17 protein-coding genes are annotated in these 17173 nt (G+C 63.0%); 9 read left to right on the top strand and 8 right to left on the bottom strand.

Going from position 1 to position 17173, the window contains the following annotated elements; genetic code table 11:
- Positions 1–94 precede the first annotated feature (94 nt).
- Complete coding sequence (locus ACI2KG_RS20280) at positions 95–1429, top strand: MFS transporter (RefSeq protein WP_404663037.1); 1335 nt, start codon at positions 95–97, stop codon at positions 1427–1429.
- A 108-nt stretch (positions 1430–1537) separates the two neighbouring features.
- Here the strand turns inward: ACI2KG_RS20280 and ACI2KG_RS20275 are convergent, their stop codons facing one another.
- Positions 1538–2545 (bottom strand): GlxA family transcriptional regulator, encoded by a 1008-nt coding sequence (locus ACI2KG_RS20275; protein ID WP_404663036.1) that lies wholly within the window; start codon positions 2543–2545, stop codon positions 1538–1540.
- 179 nt (positions 2546–2724) lie between these two features.
- On the opposite strand from ACI2KG_RS20275, the gene pssA reads away from it, so the two are divergent.
- The gene (pssA, locus tag ACI2KG_RS20270; RefSeq protein ID WP_404663035.1) at positions 2725–4053 is read left to right on the top strand and encodes a CDP-diacylglycerol--serine O-phosphatidyltransferase; all 1329 of its coding nucleotides are present in this window, start codon (positions 2725–2727) and stop codon (positions 4051–4053) included.
- Between the two features lie 84 nt (positions 4054–4137).
- On the opposite strand, the gene ACI2KG_RS20265 is transcribed toward pssA, so the two are convergent.
- Complete coding sequence (locus tag ACI2KG_RS20265; protein ID WP_404663034.1) at positions 4138–5142, bottom strand: DMT family transporter; 1005 nt, start codon at positions 5140–5142, stop codon at positions 4138–4140.
- A gap of 109 nt (positions 5143–5251) precedes the next feature.
- Between ACI2KG_RS20265 and ACI2KG_RS20260 the strand changes: the two genes are divergently transcribed.
- The 3 genes from ACI2KG_RS20260 (at position 5252) to ACI2KG_RS20250 (ending at position 8194) form a co-directional block, all read left to right on the top strand.
- The gene (locus ACI2KG_RS20260) at positions 5252–6157 is read left to right on the top strand and encodes a LysR substrate-binding domain-containing protein (protein ID WP_404663033.1); all 906 of its coding nucleotides are present in this window, start codon (positions 5252–5254) and stop codon (positions 6155–6157) included.
- A gap of 178 nt (positions 6158–6335) precedes the next feature.
- The gene (locus tag ACI2KG_RS20255) at positions 6336–7481 is read left to right on the top strand and encodes a GGDEF domain-containing protein (RefSeq protein ID WP_404663032.1); all 1146 of its coding nucleotides are present in this window, start codon (positions 6336–6338) and stop codon (positions 7479–7481) included.
- 50 nt (positions 7482–7531) lie between these two features.
- On the top strand, positions 7532–8194 hold the full coding sequence (locus ACI2KG_RS20250) for an HD domain-containing protein (RefSeq protein WP_404663031.1): 663 nt from the start codon (positions 7532–7534) through the stop codon (positions 8192–8194).
- Positions 8195–8291: 97 nt separating this feature from the next.
- Here the strand turns inward: ACI2KG_RS20250 and ACI2KG_RS20245 are convergent, their stop codons facing one another.
- The gene (locus ACI2KG_RS20245) at positions 8292–9056 is read right to left on the bottom strand and encodes a hypothetical protein (protein WP_404663030.1); all 765 of its coding nucleotides are present in this window, start codon (positions 9054–9056) and stop codon (positions 8292–8294) included.
- Between the two features lie 227 nt (positions 9057–9283).
- On the opposite strand from ACI2KG_RS20245, the gene ACI2KG_RS20240 reads away from it, so the two are divergent.
- Positions 9284–9448: a hypothetical protein gene (locus tag ACI2KG_RS20240; RefSeq protein WP_177410275.1), complete on the top strand. Its 165-nt coding sequence runs from the start codon at positions 9284–9286 to the stop codon at positions 9446–9448.
- 68 nt (positions 9449–9516) lie between these two features.
- On the opposite strand, the gene ACI2KG_RS20235 is transcribed toward ACI2KG_RS20240, so the two are convergent.
- From ACI2KG_RS20235 to ACI2KG_RS20220, 4 genes are all read right to left on the bottom strand, one after another.
- Positions 9517–10287: an SDR family NAD(P)-dependent oxidoreductase gene (locus ACI2KG_RS20235; RefSeq protein WP_404663029.1), complete on the bottom strand. Its 771-nt coding sequence runs from the start codon at positions 10285–10287 to the stop codon at positions 9517–9519.
- A 170-nt stretch (positions 10288–10457) separates the two neighbouring features.
- Positions 10458–11396: a 5'-nucleotidase gene (locus tag ACI2KG_RS20230; protein WP_400621348.1), complete on the bottom strand. Its 939-nt coding sequence runs from the start codon at positions 11394–11396 to the stop codon at positions 10458–10460.
- 55 nt (positions 11397–11451) lie between these two features.
- Positions 11452–12429, bottom strand: coding sequence for a D-2-hydroxyacid dehydrogenase family protein (locus ACI2KG_RS20225; protein WP_404663028.1), 978 nt, complete (start codon positions 12427–12429; stop codon positions 11452–11454).
- Positions 12430–12867: 438 nt separating this feature from the next.
- Positions 12868–13767: a LysR family transcriptional regulator gene (locus ACI2KG_RS20220; RefSeq protein WP_404663027.1), complete on the bottom strand. Its 900-nt coding sequence runs from the start codon at positions 13765–13767 to the stop codon at positions 12868–12870.
- A 94-nt stretch (positions 13768–13861) separates the two neighbouring features.
- On the opposite strand from ACI2KG_RS20220, the gene ACI2KG_RS20215 reads away from it, so the two are divergent.
- Positions 13862–15031, top strand: coding sequence for an MFS transporter (locus tag ACI2KG_RS20215; protein WP_400621340.1), 1170 nt, complete (start codon positions 13862–13864; stop codon positions 15029–15031).
- 43 nt (positions 15032–15074) lie between these two features.
- On the opposite strand, the gene ACI2KG_RS20210 is transcribed toward ACI2KG_RS20215, so the two are convergent.
- The gene (locus ACI2KG_RS20210; RefSeq protein WP_400621338.1) at positions 15075–15698 is read right to left on the bottom strand and encodes a glutathione S-transferase family protein; all 624 of its coding nucleotides are present in this window, start codon (positions 15696–15698) and stop codon (positions 15075–15077) included.
- 197 nt (positions 15699–15895) lie between these two features.
- Between ACI2KG_RS20210 and ACI2KG_RS20205 the strand changes: the two genes are divergently transcribed.
- A complete protein-coding gene (locus tag ACI2KG_RS20205) occupies positions 15896–16198 on the top strand; it encodes a DUF3077 domain-containing protein (protein WP_201201019.1) in 303 nt (100 codons plus the stop codon).
- A gap of 237 nt (positions 16199–16435) precedes the next feature.
- On the top strand, positions 16436–17167 hold the full coding sequence (locus ACI2KG_RS20200; protein ID WP_400621334.1) for a hypothetical protein: 732 nt from the start codon (positions 16436–16438) through the stop codon (positions 17165–17167).
- Positions 17168–17173: the final 6 nt, after the last annotated feature.

Raw genomic sequence — 17173 nt, 5'->3', positions numbered from 1 at the left:
GTTTACCCGCGAAGAGGCCAGCCCAGACAACAAAAAAATCACTGTATGACCACCAGACCCTGCCTCCAATTAAAAGAACCAGAGGGTACCCGTCATGTCCAGCACCACCCTTGACCCATCCGCTGTCGCCGGCCCCGCGCACAACGCAGAGCGCCAGGCCTTGCGCAAGGCCGCCCGGGCCAGTTTCATGGGCAACTTCGTCGAGTGGTTCGACTACGCCGCCTACGGCTACCTGGCCACCATTATCGCCGCTACCTTCTTCCCGCAAACCGACAAGACCACCGGGCTGCTGGCCACTTTCGCGGTGTTCGCCCTGTCGTTCCTGGTGCGCCCGCTGGGCGGCATTGTCTGGGGCCATTTCGGCGACCGCCATGGTCGGCGCAACGCACTGTCGTGGTCGATTCTGATCATGTCGGTATCCACCTTTTGCATCGGCCTGTTGCCCGGCTATGCGCAAATCGGCCTGTGGGCACCGGCGCTGCTGTTGCTGATCCGCCTGGTGCAGGGGTTTTCCGCCTCAGGCGAGTACGCCGGTGCTGCTGCGTTCCTGGCCGAATATGCGCCGCCTGGACGGCGTGGCTTGTACACCAGCATCGTGCCGGCCAGCACGGCGGCGGGTTTGCTGTTTGGTGCGGCGTTTGTCGCAGTGCTGCACGAACTGCTCAGCAGCGAAGCCCTGCATGAGTGGGGCTGGCGCCTGCCGTTCCTGCTGGCCGCGCCGTTTGGCCTGGTGGGGCGCTATATCCGCATGAGCCTGCAGGACACGCCCAAGTTTCTGGAGATGGAGCAGCGCCTGGAGCACAAGGCAGGCATGGGCCCGACGCCGCTACGCGAACTGCTGGGCCAGCACCGTCGCAGCCTGGCCATCGGCATTGGGGTCACCTGCCTGAATGCGGTTGCGTTCTACCTGTTGCTCAGCTACATGCCCACCTATCTGTCCAATGAAATGGGTATGAGCGAGCGCGATTCGTTCATTGCCTCGACGGTGTCGCTGGCCACCTATATCGGCTTGATTTTCCTCATGGGGCGGCTGTCTGACCATTTTGGGCGCAAGACCATGCTGGTGGTGGCCTCGCTGTTGTTTCTCGGGTTGACCGTGCCGTTGTTCCGCCTGCTGGACGGGCAGCCGCTGCTGGTAATCCTGGCGATCCAGATTTTCTTTGGTGCAATGCTGGCGATGAACGACGGGACGTTACCGTGCCTGCTGGCGGAAATTTTTCCGACGCGGGTGCGCTTTAGCGGTTTTGCCCTGAGTTTCAATGTGGCCAACGCGTTTTTTGGCGGTACGGCGCCGTTCATTGCCACCTGGTTAATCCACGTGACCGGCAGCAAGCTGGCGCCGGCGGGGTATTTGCTGGCGGCGGCACTGGTGGCGCTGGTGGCCATGCTGATGTGCCGGGAGACCGCGCATATGGCCCTTGAAGATTAGTTAACCTCGCGGGTAAACCCGCCCCTACAAAGAAGGCGATCACGACGCGATCGTTGTAGGAGCGGGTTTACCCGCGAAGAGACCAGCAAAGCCGACACAACATTTCAATCAATGCAAAGAAGCCTGCCGCCGCTCCCCCAACGGCGACAAACCAAAGAACCGGCTATAGCTCTTGGAAAAATGCGCCGGTGAACTGAACCCGCAGGCCAGCGCCACCTCGCGCACCTGCACATCACTGCGTAGCAGCAGCTCTCGTGCCCGCGACAGGCGCAGCTCAAGGTAATATTGACTGGGGGTGCGCTGCAGGTACTTGTGGAACAGCCGCTCCAGCTGGCGCACCGTCACCTCGTTGAGGCTGGCCAGTTCCTCCAGCGCCAGTGGCTCTTCCAGGTTGGCCTCCATGATTGCCACCACCTGGCTCAACTTGGGCTGGGCGCTGCCGAGCAGGGTGCGCAGCGGCACCCGCTGGCGATCGCGCTCGCCACGCACGCGGTCACACAGCAGCAATTCGGCAGCCTTGGCCGCGATGTCCTGGCCGCCGGGTTCGCGGGCGACCAGTTGCAGCATCATGTCCATCGCCGCCACCCCACCCGAGCAGGTGTAACGGTCGCGGTCCAGCTCGAACAGTTGGCTGGAAATGACGATGCCGGGGAAGTGCGCCTGCAGCGTCGGCAGGTCTTCCCAGTGGATGGTGCAGCGGTAGCCCTTGAGCAGTTCGGCCTTGGCCAGCAGGTAGCTGCCGGTGCAGATGCCGCCCAGCGGCAAGCGCTGCCCGGCCAATTGGCGTAACCAGTCGATCAGCGGGCGGTTGCCTCGGCCGCGATCGATCGGGTTGGCGCCGACCACCAATAGCGCATCCAGAGCGGGGGCGTTGGCGATGCTGTAGTCGGGCAGTACGCGCATGCCGTTGCTGGCCGCCACCGGCGCGTCGTCCGCCGCGATCAGCACGCTGCGAAACAGTGGCTTGCGTGCAGCCAGGTTGGCCATGCGCAGGGTTTCTACTGCCGATGCCAGGCCGATGGTGGTGAAATTGGGCAGAATCAGGAAACCGAAGGTCTTTACCGAACAACTCTTTACAATAGAAGGCGATAGGTTTGCAGAAGTGGGGTGGACCATTGCGCTGTTCCTGTGCAAGCTGAGGCATGTTGTTCAGGGGCAGTGAGAAACCGGGCCTCGCGTGGTTCTTGTTGTTATAGGTCGTTGCCGGGTCGATCTTACACCCCGGGCATAACGGCCAGGAATGGCCCCGCCGGTTGGCAGGGCCGACAGTGATTGCACAGAGAAGGTGATCGTCAGTGAACCCCGAATCCTTGCTGGCTGGCTTGCCAGGCTACGCCATCGCGCCCGAATCGATCCAGGTGCTACCCGATGCCAAGGCCTACCGCACCTGCCTGCTCGAGCGCATCCGCACGGCCACCCGGCGCATCGTCATCGTCGCCCTGTACCTGCAGGAAGACGAGGCCGGCCAGGAGGTACTGGATGCCTTGTACCAGGCCAAAGCCGCACGGCCTGGCCTGCAAATCACCATCGTGGTCGACTGGTTCCGCGCCCGCCGCGGCCTGCTGGGGGCCGGGCGCCAACCGGGCAATGCGGTCTGGTACCAGGCCCAACGGCAGATGCGCGGGCTGGATATCGCCATCCACGGGGTGCCGGTGCAGACCCGCGAGCTGTTCGGGGTGTTGCATTTGAAGGGTAGCATCATCGACGACTGCGTGATCTATACCGGCGCCAGCCTGAACAACGTGTACCTGCACCGTTTCGACCGCTACCGTCTGGACCGCTATCACCTGTTCCAGTCACCGGCACTGGCCGATGCCATGGCCGAGCTGGTGCAGCGTTTGCTGCACCACACCGCCACACCGCGCCTCGACCTCCCGGCGCCACCATCGACTCGCAGCCTGCGCGGCGATATCCGGCGCTTACGTGCGCGCTTGCGGCGCATGGCCTACGAGGCACCGGCCAGCGTTGCAGGGCAGGGCCTGCGGGTGATTCCCCTACTGGGCGTGGGCCGTGGCAATCCGCTGAACCGGGCGCTGTGCGCCTTGCTGGCGGCGGCGCGCACGCAGATCATCATCAGCACGCCATACTTCAACCCGCCGCGGGTGGTGATGCGCGAGCTTGATCATGCCTTGCAACGGGGGGTGCGCGTTGAACTGATTGTCGGTGATCGTACGGCCAACGACTTCTATATCGCACCTGGCGAGCCGTTCAGTGCCAGTGGTGCGTTGCCTTACCTGTATGAAGACAACCTGCGCGCCTTCGTCCGGCGTCGGCATGCCGCAATCGCCAGTGGCCAGCTTGAAGTGCGGATCTGGAACGATCCCGGGCATACCTTCCACGCCAAGGGGGTGTGGGTTGACCAGCGCTATTCGCTGTTGACCGGCAACAACCTCAACCCGCGCGGGTTCAACCTGGACCTGGAAAACGGCCTGCTGATCGACGACCCGCGAGGGCAATGGTTGGGTCCGCGCGAGGCGGAGTTGAACGAGCTGCGCCGGTTTGCCCCGCAAATTGGCTCAGCAGAGGCGCTGGGGGTCAAGGCCGAGCACCCCAAGGAAGTGCGCAAGTTCTTGCGGCGGTTGCGTTATAGCCGGCTGGAGCCGCTAATCAAGCGGGTGCTGTGACCCCGCCAGGTGCGCTTTTTGTAGGAGCGGCCTTGCGTCGCGATTGGGCCGCAAAGCGGCCCCTCGATTTTAGCGTCACCGCCACTATTGCTGGGGCTGCTTTGCAGCCCGATCGCGACACAAGGCCGCTCCTACACTGACTGCGCCGGGCTGTGCCGCTTTGGTTACCTGGTTGCCCTTCGGCTTGAGCCGCGAAACAGCAAACAGCACCACCGCCAGCCCAATCACCTGGTACAACGAAATCTCCTCGCTCAACAGCGCCCACGACGCCAGCACAGTCAGCACTGGCCCAAGGTTGCCCACCGCCGCCGTGTGGGTCGGCCCCAGGCGCTGGATCGCCAGCGCGACCCAGTAGATCGGTAGCACCGTGGAAAATACCGCCATCAAGCCGGCATTGACCCACACCGCACTCGGCAGTTGCCACAGTTGCCCGTCTGGCGCCACCAGCAGGTAGTGCGCCAGCACCATCAGCGACGATGCAGTCCCGCACAGCCCGGCCAGGCGCATCGAGTTCATGCGCTTTAGCATCACCCCGGTGCCGGAGTAGTACAGCGCATAGGTGACCGCACTGGCGAACACCCACAGCGAACCCAGCACCACCTGTTGGCCGGCTCCGGCCACGCTGACGTCGTGGACAAAGGCAATGCCCAGCCCCAGGTAGCACAGGCCCATGGCCGACAAGGTGCGCAGGCTTGGCCGATCGCGCAGGGCCACCGCCTGGAACACCAGCACCAGGGTGGGGTAGGTGAACAGGATCAAACGCTCAAGCCCGGCGCTGATGTACTGCAGGCCATAGAAGTCGAACAGGCTGGCCAGGTAATAGCCCAGCAACCCGAGCATGGCCACGCGCAAGCCGTCACCGAGGTTGAGCGCCGTGCTGCCCTGGCTGCGGCTAGCCCAGACCAGCCAGGCAAACAGCGGCAGCGACAGCCCCATGCGCATGGCCAGCAGGCTGATGGCGTCCACCGGCCCAGCGGCGTAGGCAAGCTTGACGAAAATGGCCTTGAAGCTGAAGCCCAAGGCCGCCAGTACGGCGTACAGGGCGCCGCTTTGCAGTTGGCGCTGGATCAGGCTGCGTAACGCGTTCATGGAGTACTCATGGCAGAGGAAAGTCAGGGCTTATTCTGAACAGAAGGAGTATGCGCTAGAATCGCTTTTTATCGAACGCCGTGTTCGTTTTTGCATAAGGGGAAGGGGCATGCCGTTCGACCTGACCGATTTACGCCTGCTGCTGGCCATTGCAGCCTCAGGGAGCCTGAGCAAGGCCGCTGCCAGCTTCCCGGTGGCGGTATCGGCTGCCAGCAATCGCCTGCGTCTGCTGGAAGAGCGTTGTGGCCTGGCGTTGTTCACCCGCAATGCTGCTGGCATGCAGCTCACGCCTGCCGGCCGCCTGGTGCTGGAGGGGGCGCGCAGTGTGCTGGCCGAGGCGCAGAAACTGCAGGGTACCCTGCAGGAGCTGGCTGGCGAGCAGCGCATCACCCTGCGCCTGGCAGCCTCCACGGTGTCCAACAGTACGCTGTTGCCGGCGATATTGGGGCCGTTCCTGGCCGATTACCCCGAAGTCGACCTGCAACTGATGGAGCACAAGAGTGTGGATGTGTTACGGGTAGTGCTGGCCAACGAGTGCGAGATCGGTGTGTACGACGGCATTCTGCCCAGCGAGGGCGTGGTATCGCTGCCGTTTCGCACCGAGCGCCTGGTGATGCTGGTACCCGCCGACCACCCGTTGGCCGGGCGCGAGCAGTTGCGCCTGGTCGATGCGCTGGGCTATGCGTTCATCTGCCTGCCGGGTGGGCGGCCGATGCAGCGTTTTGTCGAAGAGCTGGCGATGAATTTGGCCATGCCGCTCAAGGTGCGTGTGCGGGCGCCTAGCTTCGAGGCCATCGCGCAGCTCGTGGCGCAGCGCGCAGGGGTGGCCATGCTGCCGGAAACAGCTGCCTTACGCGCCGAACAGGAGCTGCCGGTGCGTCGCGTGGCGCTGGCAGAAAGCTGGGCCACCCTGGAGTTGCGCTTGTGCTTTCGCGATTGGGAGCGCCTGAGTTCACACGGGCGGTACCTGGTGAGCTTTTTATCCGGCCAACGGCATGTTGCGGCAGTGGTTTGAATGGCTCGGTAGTGGCAATATGATATTTCGCTCGCGCGGGCATCTGCAGGGGCCGAACTGGCAATTGCAGGCAACCGGACCAAGCGCCCTCTGAAAAGTCATCACGAGCGCATACAATCCGGCCTTTTCCACGTTAACCAGATAGGCCAATGCGTATATGGCGTTAGATCCACCCACGATGCTGACCATTTCGGTTGCCCTGGCAGCGGCTGCTGCGCTGTACCTGGCAATTGAATGGCGCAGTGTCCGCGAACCCTCTTTGCTGTTCTGGAGCGCAGGTTTCGCCACTATTACTGTTGGTTGCATCCTGGCGTTGTTGCGCGGGAGCGGTTTGCTGTTCATCGGCATCTGGTTCGCCAATGGCTTGCTGGTGGTTGCCCACGCATTCTTCCTGATGGGCGTGCTGCGCTTTACCCAAGAGCGCTTGTCGCGTGCTTGGCTGATGATCGTGCTGGTCTGGTTCGCCTTGCTGCTGTTGCCCGTAGGGCCGCAGTGGTCGAAGCTGATGCTGATGGTCAACTCGTTGCTGGTGGCCGCGCTGACGCTCAAGGCCAGTTTTCTGCTGCGCCCGCATGGCAAATCGCTGAGCGTTGGTGCGGTGCAGTTGCGCTATGTATTGCTGATCCATGGGCTGTTTTATGTAATCAAGGCAATCATTGCCATCGCGCCGGGCACCTTGATTGACCTGGCCACCTTTGGCGGGCTGATCATTCAGGTTTCACTGGTTGAAGGGGCGATGGCGATCATGCTGATTGCCTTGTCGATGACCGGTACCGTTCGCTACCGGCGTGAGGAACGTATTGCCCGGCTGGCGGCGCGGGACCCGTTGACCGCGCTGTACAACCGGCGGGCGCTGGAGGTGCGGGCTGCGCATTTCTTCAAGGACGTGAGCCCGACCCAGCCCGGGGCGTTGCTATTGATCGACATCGACAACTTCAAGCTGGTCAATGACCTGCATGGGCATATTGCTGGCGACCGGTTGCTGATAGCCTTGAGCGAGATGATTCGCTCGGTGCTGCCCGAGCGCTCGTTGGCGGCGCGCTTGGGCGGGGACGAGTTTGTCATCTTGCTGGGTGGGGCCAGCAGCGAGCGGGTGGTTGAACTGGGCGGGTTGTTGCGTGAGCAGTTTCAGCAGTTTGCTGGCAAGACGGTGCCGACGCCTGCGGCGGTTACCTTGAGCATTGGCGCCAACCTGTTCGACCAGCCGCCCGCGAGCCTGGCGGCGCTGATCGAGCAGGGGGATGTGGCGTTGTATCAGTCCAAACGGGGAGGGCGTGACAGTATTCGCTTTGTCGAGCGGCCGATCGCCGATCTTAGCCAGTAAAAAGTGCTTTGCTTCCGTGCGCCTGGAAGCAAACTCAAAAACAGGAAAACATGACCAGCGAAGCTTTTGCTCCTTTTCAGCGCCTTGCCGCTGAGCTGCTGAAACACCTGCCGCCTGACCTGAATGATGGCTCCCACAACTTGGCCCACATTCATCGTGTATGGGCGAATGCGCAGCGCATCCAGCGGGCGGAGGGTGGTAACCTGCAGGTACTGCTTGCGGCGACGGTGCTGCATGACTGCGTGGCGGTGGAAAAAAACTCGCCGTTGCGTGGCCAGGCGTCGACGCTGTCGGCGGACAAGGCCACAGCGATCCTCGCTGACATGGGCTGGCCGTTGATGCGTGTGCAGCAGGTAGCGCACGCGGTGAAAGCTCACAGTTACTCGGCCGGGTTTGAGCCGCAGACGCTTGAGGCCAGGATTTTGCAAGACAGTGACCGCCTGGACGCGATCGGTGCGGTGGGGATTGCCCGGTGCTTTTACGTGTCCGGGCGGATGGGCTCGGCGCTTTATGACTTCGAGAATCCTGCTGCGCGGGGCAGGGGGTTTCAGGATACGGCGTATGCCATCGAGCATTTCCACACCAAGCTGCTCAAGCTGGCGTCAGGCTTTAAAACCCGAGAAGGGGCGCGCCTGGCTGGCGAACGCCATGCGCGGCTGGAAGTGTTTCTTGCAGGCTTCATGGATGAGGTCGGGGCGAGCGCCGATTGGTAGGGGGCGGGTATGCCAGCCCGGGTCAGTCAGCCCACCATCAAGCGCCGCGCGGGCGGCGCTCGATCGCATAGGCGATGCTAAAAGCCCTGCGAACTACTCAACGCCGCCGCAACACAGTGGCCAGCCCAACCGTCAGCACCACCGCGCAAAGCATGGCCAGGCTGATGGTAATGCCCACGCCCCACGCTTCAAGTAGCCCCGCCAACACCAGGTAAAACGCAATCACCCCCACCGCGCCGATCGCATTGCCCCGCACCATTGCCGCCATGCCGGCCCGGCCATTCTGCACATGGGCAAACACCACCAGCGGCCAGGCAATCACCGGTATCGGCGCGAGCATCCCGCTGGTCGCCGGGCCCAGCCAGCTGGCCAGGCTGGTGATGATCATCAGCAAGCCCGTGGCAGACACCATGCGCAGGGGGATCTCCCAGAATCGTTGCCTGGGGCGAGCCAGAGTGCCTGGTTTGGGCTCGCGGCCGCTGGCGCGTATCAGCACTGCGATCAGCACCAGCGTTACGGCAATTGAAAGGTACAGGTTGCCCCAATGGGTAAATGCATAGGCAATCAGGCCATAGAACAGCAACGCCAGCAGCACGGACGGAGCGATGCCGAGCCTGCGCGTAACCATCAGATAGAAAGCGTAAGTAGCCTGCACAGCCGCCAAGCCACCCAGGGCGCCGGGCAAAGCGCCCAAGGCAAAGGCCGTACCTTGCTCCAGACACAGGAAGGTCATCACCAGCCCCGAAGTGATCGGCATGCCGGACAGCAGCCCGCCGAGCAGGCCGCCCCAGCGGCGCGAGGCGAGGGAGATGGCCCACATCAGCAGGGGAGTGATGAGGAGTTTCAGGTAGAACAAGGTCATCGCGCAGTATCCCTACTGTGTTGGCGTGCGCCCTGCGGCAAAGCCGGCGCCATACACCGTGTTGAACGCTTCGCGGGCACGCCCGCTCCCACAGGTTACGCGAACTGTCGGCAGCAACGGTAAAGATGTGCAAAGTTTCACCGTGCCATCACCCCTCAGCCCTAAAATCCGCCCGCTGCCGAACCGGCCAACGGTGGGCAGCCGATCTAGCCTTGTGGAGCGTTGCAATGAAGTCGAAACACCTTTTCCGCGCAGCGCTGGTGGCTGCGTTGGTATCCGCGTTGTCGGGTTGCTGGATGTTCATGCCGCCAGGTGGTGGCGGTGGTCACGGCGGTGGTGGCCATGGCGGTGGGGGTGGCTTTGGTGGCCATCAGGGCGGCGGCCCGCGCTAAGCCGCCCCGCGATGGAGCGCACTGCCTCGGCCGGGCTGCAACAGCGTACCCGGCACGAGGCAACGCTGTCACCACGCTATACGTTGGCCATCCCATCCCCAGAAGCTGCCACTTTCCGCCGGTCCTGACCGGCCGATCTGTTCGATCAAACACTGCGCGGAAAACGCCGGCTCGAAGAGCTTGCCTTCTGGCACGTTGCCTTGAAAGGGGCGTGACAGCTCGGTGTCAGTGGTCCCCGGGTGTAACGCCAACACGGTAGCGGCCGGGTTCAGGCGTTTCAGTTCGATGCTTGCGGTATGCAACAGCTGGTTCAGCGCCGCCTTGCTCGCCCGATAGCTGTACCAGCCGCCCAGGTGATTGTCGCTGATCGAACCGACCCGGGCCGACAGGGCTGCGAATGTTGCGGGCTGTTTGCGCAGCAGCGGTAGCAGGTGTTTGAGCAGCAGGATGGGGGCAAATGCATTGGTGGCGAAGCTGGCCTGCAAGCCGGCGAGGTCCAGTTGGCCCAGCGACTTCTCGGCTTTGGCGCCTTGCTGGTGGAGGATGCCCAAGGTGCAGATGACCAGATGCAGGTGGGCATCTGCACCTCCCACCTGGTTCGCCAGCGCAGCGAGTGCTGTTTCATTGCGCGCATCACAGTCTGCCAGCCGCAGGCGTTCGCCATATTGCCGGGTAAGTGCCAGCAGAGGCTCATGGGTACTGGCCCGTCTCGACACGCCCCAGACGCGGTGTATGTCATCACGTGCCAGTAACGCGCGGCACGTTGCCAGGCCGATGCCTTGGCTGGCACCGCATATCAGTACATTGGCTTTGCCGGACAATCCAGGGATAAGGTTCATGAGGGGCCTTCTTGATTGATTTGGCGATAACTTGTGGGAGCGGGCTTGTCCCGCGAACACCGGCAAAGCCGGTGCCAGACACCGCGTTGCCTGCTTCGCGGGACAAGCCCGCTCCCACAATTGCCAACGATTCCTGCGAGACAGCGTAGCCTGAAGGGCTGGGTGATCTCCTACACCGAGAGACCCCGGTTCGCCACTCCGAACGGCACATGCACCATCGGCAAATCCCCTGCCGGCGACTGCAGGTGGCTGCGCTGGTCGTCAAAAAACACGTGCGGCTTGAGGATCGACAGCACCCTGGGCTTTTCCATCCCGCCCAGAAAGAAGCACTCGTCCGGCGACACGCCCCAATTCTTCAAGGTCGTCACCACCCGTTCATGCGAGGGTGCATTGCGCGCCGTCACAATGGCAATCCGCAGGATACGCTTGTATGTCGGGTCCTCGGCCAGCCTACGGTCTTCAAGCATGCGAATCAGCGAAAGCTTGCGGTACAGGTCTGCCAACGGCCCCGGCGAATGCGGGGTACCCATGTGCACACGCTCGTGCTCCTGGAAGTCGTCCAGGTTGTTGTCGCGCTTGAACACGCTCTCTGCTTCGTCGTCGGCAATCACGCCATCGAAGTCAAAGGCCACCCGCAGCTCGGTGTCGATTTCATCGTCGTAGATGCGCGTTGGCAGTACCCGCCCGGCCGGATAGTTGGCGTCGATCGCCTTTTGCACATCTTCCTCGTTGGCACTGAGAAACAGCGAGGCATTGAACGCCGGGATGTATTCGTAGGGCGAGCGGCCCGACATGAAGGCTGCGCGGGTAATGTCCAGCTGGTAATGGCTGATCGAGCGAAATACGCGCAGGCCGGTTTCCGGCGAATTGCGCGAGAGCAGCACCACTTCCACCGGCAACTGAGCGGGGAAGGCCTGGTTGATGCTCAGGAAGCGGCGAATGAACGGGAACGCCACGCCTTTGGGGAAGGGGTCGTCCAGGTTCTGCTGCTGATGCTGACGGTAAGCCTCGACGCCCTCGGTCTGGTAGATGTCGTCGGAGATGCTGAGGTCGAACAAGGCACTGGAAGCGACACCGATCACCAGCTTTTCTTCAATGGGGTAGGGCATGAAGCTGCTCCTGCAAGTGGCTGGGTTTGTCAGAGTAGGCGAGCCTTCCGCTGGATCATGTTCGGGCAGGCAGCGCTTGCGGGTTGGCGACGTTTTGCGGCACGCCGTCGAAGAACGCCAGCACATTGTCAAAGGCGTCGCCGAAGTACAGCTCGTAGCCATTTTTCTCCACATAACCCAAGTGCGGCGTACAGAGCGCTCGGGGGTGGCGCAGCAGCGGATGGCCGGGGTCGAGCACGGGCTCGTCCTCGTACACATCCACCGCAGCGTAACCCGGCCGCCCCGCATCCAGTGCCTGCAGCAACGCCCCCGGTGCAATCAGTTCAGCGCGGCTGACATTGACTAGCAAAGCGTCGGTCTTCATGCGCGACAGGTCATCGAAGGTAACCCTATGGCGCGTCTGCCCCGACAAGCGCAAGTTCAGGCTGACAATATCCGCTTCAGCAAAAAACGCCTCACGCGAGGTTGCCGCCCGGTGGCCGTCTGCCTCGGCGGCGGCGCGGCTGCCGTCGCTGCCCCACACCAGTACCGGCATATCGAAGGCCTGCGCATAGCGCGCCAGGCGTTGGCCGATCTTGCCGTAGCCCCAGATGCCCAGCACCTGGCCGGCCAGCGCCTGGCCCATGTTGACTTGCCAGTGGCCTTGGCGAAAGCCATCGATGGCCGGTACCAGTTGCCGGCGGGCATTGAGAATCAGCGCCCAGGCCAGCTCTGCAGGGGCTACCGGCGAGCCGCGCCCCTCGGTCACGACAATGCCACGTGCGGTGCAGGCAGCCAGGTCGAGGTGGCTGGACACCTTGCCGGTCTGGCTGATCAGTTTCAGTTTGGGCAGACAGTCGAGCAAGGCGGCGTCGATGCGCGTGCGTTCACGGGTGAGGACCAGCGCATCGGCATCGGCGAAGCGTGCTGCCAATTGCTCCAGCGTTGCCGGCTGGCGTTCATGCAAGACGCTGACAGTGTGTGCGTTCAGGCGGCTGAAGCAGTCGAGCGTGCGGATCACATTTTGGTAATCGTCGGGAATGACAATGTGCATGGTGGCCTGGCCCTGGTTTTACGGTGAGACACCAAAGATAACCCAGCTGGCGGCCCGTCAGTTAAGCAGTAGGGGCTGGCAGGTGAGCAGTAGGGGCTTACAGGTGCTTGCCTTGAGATGTTGGGCGCCTGTGAGATCGAGCGCCGCCCGCGCGGCGCTTCGCGGCACAAGGCCGCTCCCACATTTGTTTCGGGCCAATTGTTCCTGTGCCTTTGGCGCGCGCACCCTGTGTGCATGGCTGGAGATTGAATAGGAGCTGAGGCGCAGCCGATATCGAATGGAACAAACAAGGCGGCTAGAGGTGATCTCACAGGAGTAACTGGCCCGAAACAGACTGTGGGAGCGGCCTTGTGCCGCGAAGCGCCGCGCGGGCGGCGCTCGATCTCACAGGCGATGCAAAAGACATGGCGAACCAGCAACCCGCCAGCCCAGTGCCACCTACGTATTGCCTGACAAATGCTCCACCAGAAAATCCACAAACAGCCGCACCCGCGCCGGCATCGCCTGGCCACCGACGAACACTGCATGGATCGGCTCGCGGTCGTCGGGGTTGTACGCTTCCAGCAATGGCAGCAACCGCCCGCTGGCCAGGTCATCGGCCACGGTGAAGGTGCCGATACGCGCGATGCCCGCGCCAAGCCTGGCCAGTTGCGCCAGCGCTTCGCCGCTGCTGCATTCAATGTTCCCTGCCACTTTCAACGAGAACACTTGCCCGTCACGGCGAAACGGCCAGTCCGGCGCTGCACGGCGGAAGTTGAAGCGCAGGCAGTTGTGCCTGGCCAGGTCTTCCGGCACCTGTGGCGTACCACAGCGCGCCAGGTACTCTGGCGAGGCCACCACCACCTGGCCGGTTTCGCCAATGGCGCGGGCATTGAGTGAGCTGTCCGGCAGGTGGCCGAAGCGCAGCGCGACGTCGGCCTGGCCGCCGAGAATGTCGGCTACTTCGTCGCTGAGGGCCAGGTCCACCAGCACCTGTGGGTAGCGCGCACTGAACGCTGCCAGCAGCGGCACCACGGTAAGCCGCGCATGGCCCAGTGCCGCGCTGACCCGCAAGCGCCCGCGTGGCACGCCCTGGTCGGTAATCGCCTCTTCAACCTCCTGCATGTCGGCCAGCACCCGCCGCGCGCCACGCAGGTACGCCTCGCCCTCGGGGGTAAGGGTAAGCGCCCGGGTGGTACGCAGCAGCAGGCGCGTGCCCAGGCGCTGTTCGGTGCGGGCGAGAATGCGGCTGACTGCCGAGGGCGTCAGGCCCAGCGCCCGGGCGGCAGCAGACAGGCTGCCCTCCTGCGCCACCCGGGCAAATATCTCCATCTCGCCGGATCTTCCACTGAAGTCCATTTGTGCCTCATCAGCAAAGGTGGTTCGCAAAAATGCAGTCTAGTGCGATTTTGAAACGGATCGTAGCATTTGCGGCATAGATAAGGAGCTTGCCATGCGTATCAATCCACCTCTTGTCGCACTTGCCATCGGTGCCTTCGGCATCGGTGTCACCGAGTTCGCCCCCATGGGCATGTTGCCCAGTATCGCCACTGACCTTGGCGTTTCCATTCCCGCTGCCGGGCTGCTGGTCAGCGCCTATGCCATCGGTGTGCTGATCGGCGCACCGCTGATGACCCTGGCCACGGTGAAGATCCCGCGGCGTTACCTGCTGATCGGGCTGATGGCCATCTTTACCCTGGGCAACCTGATGTCGGCCCTGGCCAGCGATTACACCAGCCTGCTGGTGGCTCGCGTGGTCACCTCACTCAACCACGGTGCGTTCTTTGGCATTGGCGCGATCGTCGCAGCCAGTGTGGTGCCGCCCGAGAAGCGCGCCGGGGCGGTGGCGGCGATGTTCATGGGCCTGACCCTGGCCACCATCGGCGGGGTGCCGCTGGCAACCTGGTTTGGTGAAATGCTCGGCTGGCGCACGGCGTTCTGGGGCATTGCCGGGCTTGGTCTGATCGCAATGACCACGCTCTGGTACGCACTGCCCAATGTGCCGACGCCCAAAGGCGATGGCGCCATGGCCGAAATCCGCGTGCTTGGCCGCGGGCCGGTGCTGGCAGCCTTGCTGCTGACCGTGGTGGGCTCCAGTGCGATGTTCACGGTATTCACCTACATTGCGCCAATCCTGCAGAGCGAAGCGGCGGCGTCCACTACTTTCGTCACGGCCATGCTGGTGCTGTTCGGTGTCGGCCTGACCTTGGGCAACGTGTGGGGCGGCAAAGCCGCTGACCGCTCGATCGATCGCACCTTGATCCTGTCGTTGGCGGTACTGATTGCCGTGTTGTTGGTCTTCCCATTGGTGCTGGACTGGCCGCTGCCGACGGCGCTGGCGATCCTGGTCTGGGGCGCTGCCAGCTTTGCCCTGGTGCCGCCGCTGCAGATGCGCGTGATGGAGGCGGCCAAGGATGCGCCCAACCTGGCGTCGGCAGTGAACATTGGCGCGTTCAACCTGGGGAATGCGATTGGCGCGGCGCTGGGTGGCGCGGTGATCAACGCAGGCCTGGGCTACCCGGCAATTTCCCAGGCGGGAGCGGCGATGGCGACGGTGGGGCTGGTGATGGTGCTGCTGTTTGCCTGGCGTGGGCGAGCGGCGGCGGGGCAGCTTGCGGTGTAACGGGTTGAGGTATCGGGGGGCGCTTAGCGCCCCCTTTTTTAGTTTACGGCGTACCGTTACGGCCATGCAGGTGATAGGCCGGGCGCTCGCTCAGGCGTTCGTAGTAATCGCGCACGGCGGGCAAGTGCGGGTGGTCGAACGGTGTTTCGAACCAGCGGTTGACTGACAGGCCGATCGGGATGTCGGCCAGGGTGAACTGGCTGCCCGCCACATAGGCACCGGTGCTGGCCAGTTGGCGGTCGAGGATGTGCATGTAATGCGACCAGTCTGCGCAACCGGCGGCGAGCGCCTGCGGGTCCTGGTGAGCGGGCGAGTGCCTGACCAGCGACATGAAGGCGTAGCTCCAGGAGCGGTTGAGGTCCGAAGCCTGCCAGTCGATCCACTGGTCGATCCTGGCCCGCGCCTGCGCCTCGCCCGGGTAGAACGCGGTGGCGCCGTAGCGGTTGGCCAGGTAGCGGATGATGCTGTTGGACTCCCACAACGTGAAGTCGCCATCCTGGATCACCGGGACCATGGCGTTGGGGTTCAGTGCCATGAATTCGGCGCTGTCGGTGGGCTGGAAGCCCGAGCCCCAGTCTTCGCGCTCGAACGCTACCTCGAACTCAGCGCAGGCCCACAGGACTTTTCGCACATTGATGGATGAGGCTCTGCCGAGTATCCGTAGCATGGTGTTCGTCCTGATGTGGGGGTGGTTGATCGTCCGCCACTGCCGGGTGCCGGTCAAGGGGCCGATCAATGGATCAGCGTGCGCTTTGTAGGAATCTTGTAGTCCATTTCCGAAAGTAACCCACTCCACTCCATAGGTCATTGTGGTGAGGCAGGTTGGCGCCTAGTCTCGGCACGCTCAACCCTCGAGGAATGGACATGGAAAACGACACCCCGAAAGACAACAGCAAACTCAATGTCGTGCGTGCCGCCAGCCGGTTTGGCAACCCCGATGCCGAACTGGTGCAAATGCGGCCGCAGTTGCCAATGCGTACAGCGCTGATGGAAGCATCGGGCATCATGGGCTGCATCACCGAAATCACCCGCAAGGCCATTGACAGGCCTGGCGACCGCAAGGTGATGATGAAGGCCACGTTCTACCTGGCCGGCATGGCCAAGGCCCTGATCGATGGCCAATTGCAGCAGATGCGTCAGGCGCGCGAAGGCGAGGGCGAAGCCTAGGATTTGTACGAAAAGTCGCCGAGCGGCGATCAGGCAAGGCGAAAACAGGCGAGGAACGGCCGGGGTCGCGCCCGACTTTACGGGTTGTAAATGAGCATTCCGAGCCTGTTTTCAACGCAGCATGATCGTCGCGCAGGCACTTTTCGTACAAACCCTAGACAGGGTTGCCTGGGGGGCGCGAAGTTGGCACCCTTTAGCGGTTTTAATCGTCTGTACCACGTCAGAAGGAAGTACGCATTGAGCTGGGACAAGGTGGGGAAGCTTCTGGTCACCGTGCTGATTGGCCTGATGGTCCTGTTGGCTGCTTACGCGTTGTTCAGGGGCAACCCGCGCCTGGAAGCGTCCTTGACCTATGCTTACCTCACTTACCCCGGCCAGTTCAGCGAGCGCATCAGCAAGGCCAGCGAGCAGCTCAAGTACGAGCAGCTGCAGGGGCGCATAAACAGTATCAGCCAGGGTGAGCTGGGCCACGACCAGGTCGAGCGCTTGATCGAAATGGCCCAGGCGCCGTATGCCCAGCTGTTCGCCAAACCGTTCGAGGCCGGGTTGGTCGACCACCGAACCGGCTTGCTCATCGAGTTGCGCAACAGCGGTGACGCGCAGGTACGCCAGGTGCAGATCCGCCTGCCAGCCAAGGGCCTGGTGCAGGTGCGCGACGCTGCCGGCAATGACACGCTACTGGAGCATGCCACTGCGCAAGTGGAGATCCCGGCCATCGAGCCAGGTGGCGCCTGCAAGGTGTGGGTGTATTTCGACGCTGATTTTACGCAGATCCGTCAGGGTGGGGTCGGCATCCGGCATGCCGACGGTGCGGCCAATGTGCAGGTGTACCGCGAGGTCATCGGTTTCCCGGCAACAGTGGCCCGCTACAGCCGCGAGCTGATGGTGTTGCTGGGGGTACTGGCGCTTGGCCTGCTTGGCCTGGGTTATGCCTGCCTGGCACGATGTGAGCGACGTCGCCTGCCGTGACATCTG

The organism is Pseudomonas sp. NPDC089407 (assembly GCF_044900445.1).
GTDB lineage: Bacteria > Pseudomonadota > Gammaproteobacteria > Pseudomonadales > Pseudomonadaceae > Aquipseudomonas.
This window is presented reverse-complemented; position numbering and strand designations above follow the sequence as displayed.

What these genes read in the sequence shown, in the direction of transcription:
- ACI2KG_RS20210 (WP_400621338.1), bottom strand. Translation starts at nt 15,698, where the DNA reads ATGCTACGGATACTCGGCAGAGCCTCATCCATCAATGTGCGAAAAGTC.
- ACI2KG_RS20245 (WP_404663030.1), bottom strand. Translation starts at nt 9,056, where the DNA reads ATGACCTTGTTCTACCTGAAACTCCTCATCACTCCCCTGCTGATGTGG.
- ACI2KG_RS20275 (WP_404663036.1), bottom strand. Translation starts at nt 2,545, where the DNA reads ATGGTCCACCCCACTTCTGCAAACCTATCGCCTTCTATTGTAAAGAGT.
- ACI2KG_RS20250 (WP_404663031.1), top strand. Translation starts at nt 7,532, where the DNA reads ATGACCAGCGAAGCTTTTGCTCCTTTTCAGCGCCTTGCCGCTGAGCTG.
- ACI2KG_RS20215 (WP_400621340.1), top strand. Translation starts at nt 13,862, where the DNA reads ATGCGTATCAATCCACCTCTTGTCGCACTTGCCATCGGTGCCTTCGGC.
- ACI2KG_RS20205 (WP_201201019.1), top strand. Translation starts at nt 15,896, where the DNA reads ATGGAAAACGACACCCCGAAAGACAACAGCAAACTCAATGTCGTGCGT.
- ACI2KG_RS20255 (WP_404663032.1), top strand. Translation starts at nt 6,336, where the DNA reads ATGCTGACCATTTCGGTTGCCCTGGCAGCGGCTGCTGCGCTGTACCTG.
- ACI2KG_RS20260 (WP_404663033.1), top strand. Translation starts at nt 5,252, where the DNA reads ATGCCGTTCGACCTGACCGATTTACGCCTGCTGCTGGCCATTGCAGCC.
- ACI2KG_RS20280 (WP_404663037.1), top strand. Translation starts at nt 95, where the DNA reads ATGTCCAGCACCACCCTTGACCCATCCGCTGTCGCCGGCCCCGCGCAC.
- ACI2KG_RS20235 (WP_404663029.1), bottom strand. Translation starts at nt 10,287, where the DNA reads ATGAACCTTATCCCTGGATTGTCCGGCAAAGCCAATGTACTGATATGC.
- ACI2KG_RS20220 (WP_404663027.1), bottom strand. Translation starts at nt 13,767, where the DNA reads ATGGACTTCAGTGGAAGATCCGGCGAGATGGAGATATTTGCCCGGGTG.
- ACI2KG_RS20240 (WP_177410275.1), top strand. Translation starts at nt 9,284, where the DNA reads ATGAAGTCGAAACACCTTTTCCGCGCAGCGCTGGTGGCTGCGTTGGTA.
- ACI2KG_RS20225 (WP_404663028.1), bottom strand. Translation starts at nt 12,429, where the DNA reads ATGCACATTGTCATTCCCGACGATTACCAAAATGTGATCCGCACGCTC.
- ACI2KG_RS20265 (WP_404663034.1), bottom strand. Translation starts at nt 5,142, where the DNA reads ATGAACGCGTTACGCAGCCTGATCCAGCGCCAACTGCAAAGCGGCGCC.
- ACI2KG_RS20230 (WP_400621348.1), bottom strand. Translation starts at nt 11,396, where the DNA reads ATGCCCTACCCCATTGAAGAAAAGCTGGTGATCGGTGTCGCTTCCAGT.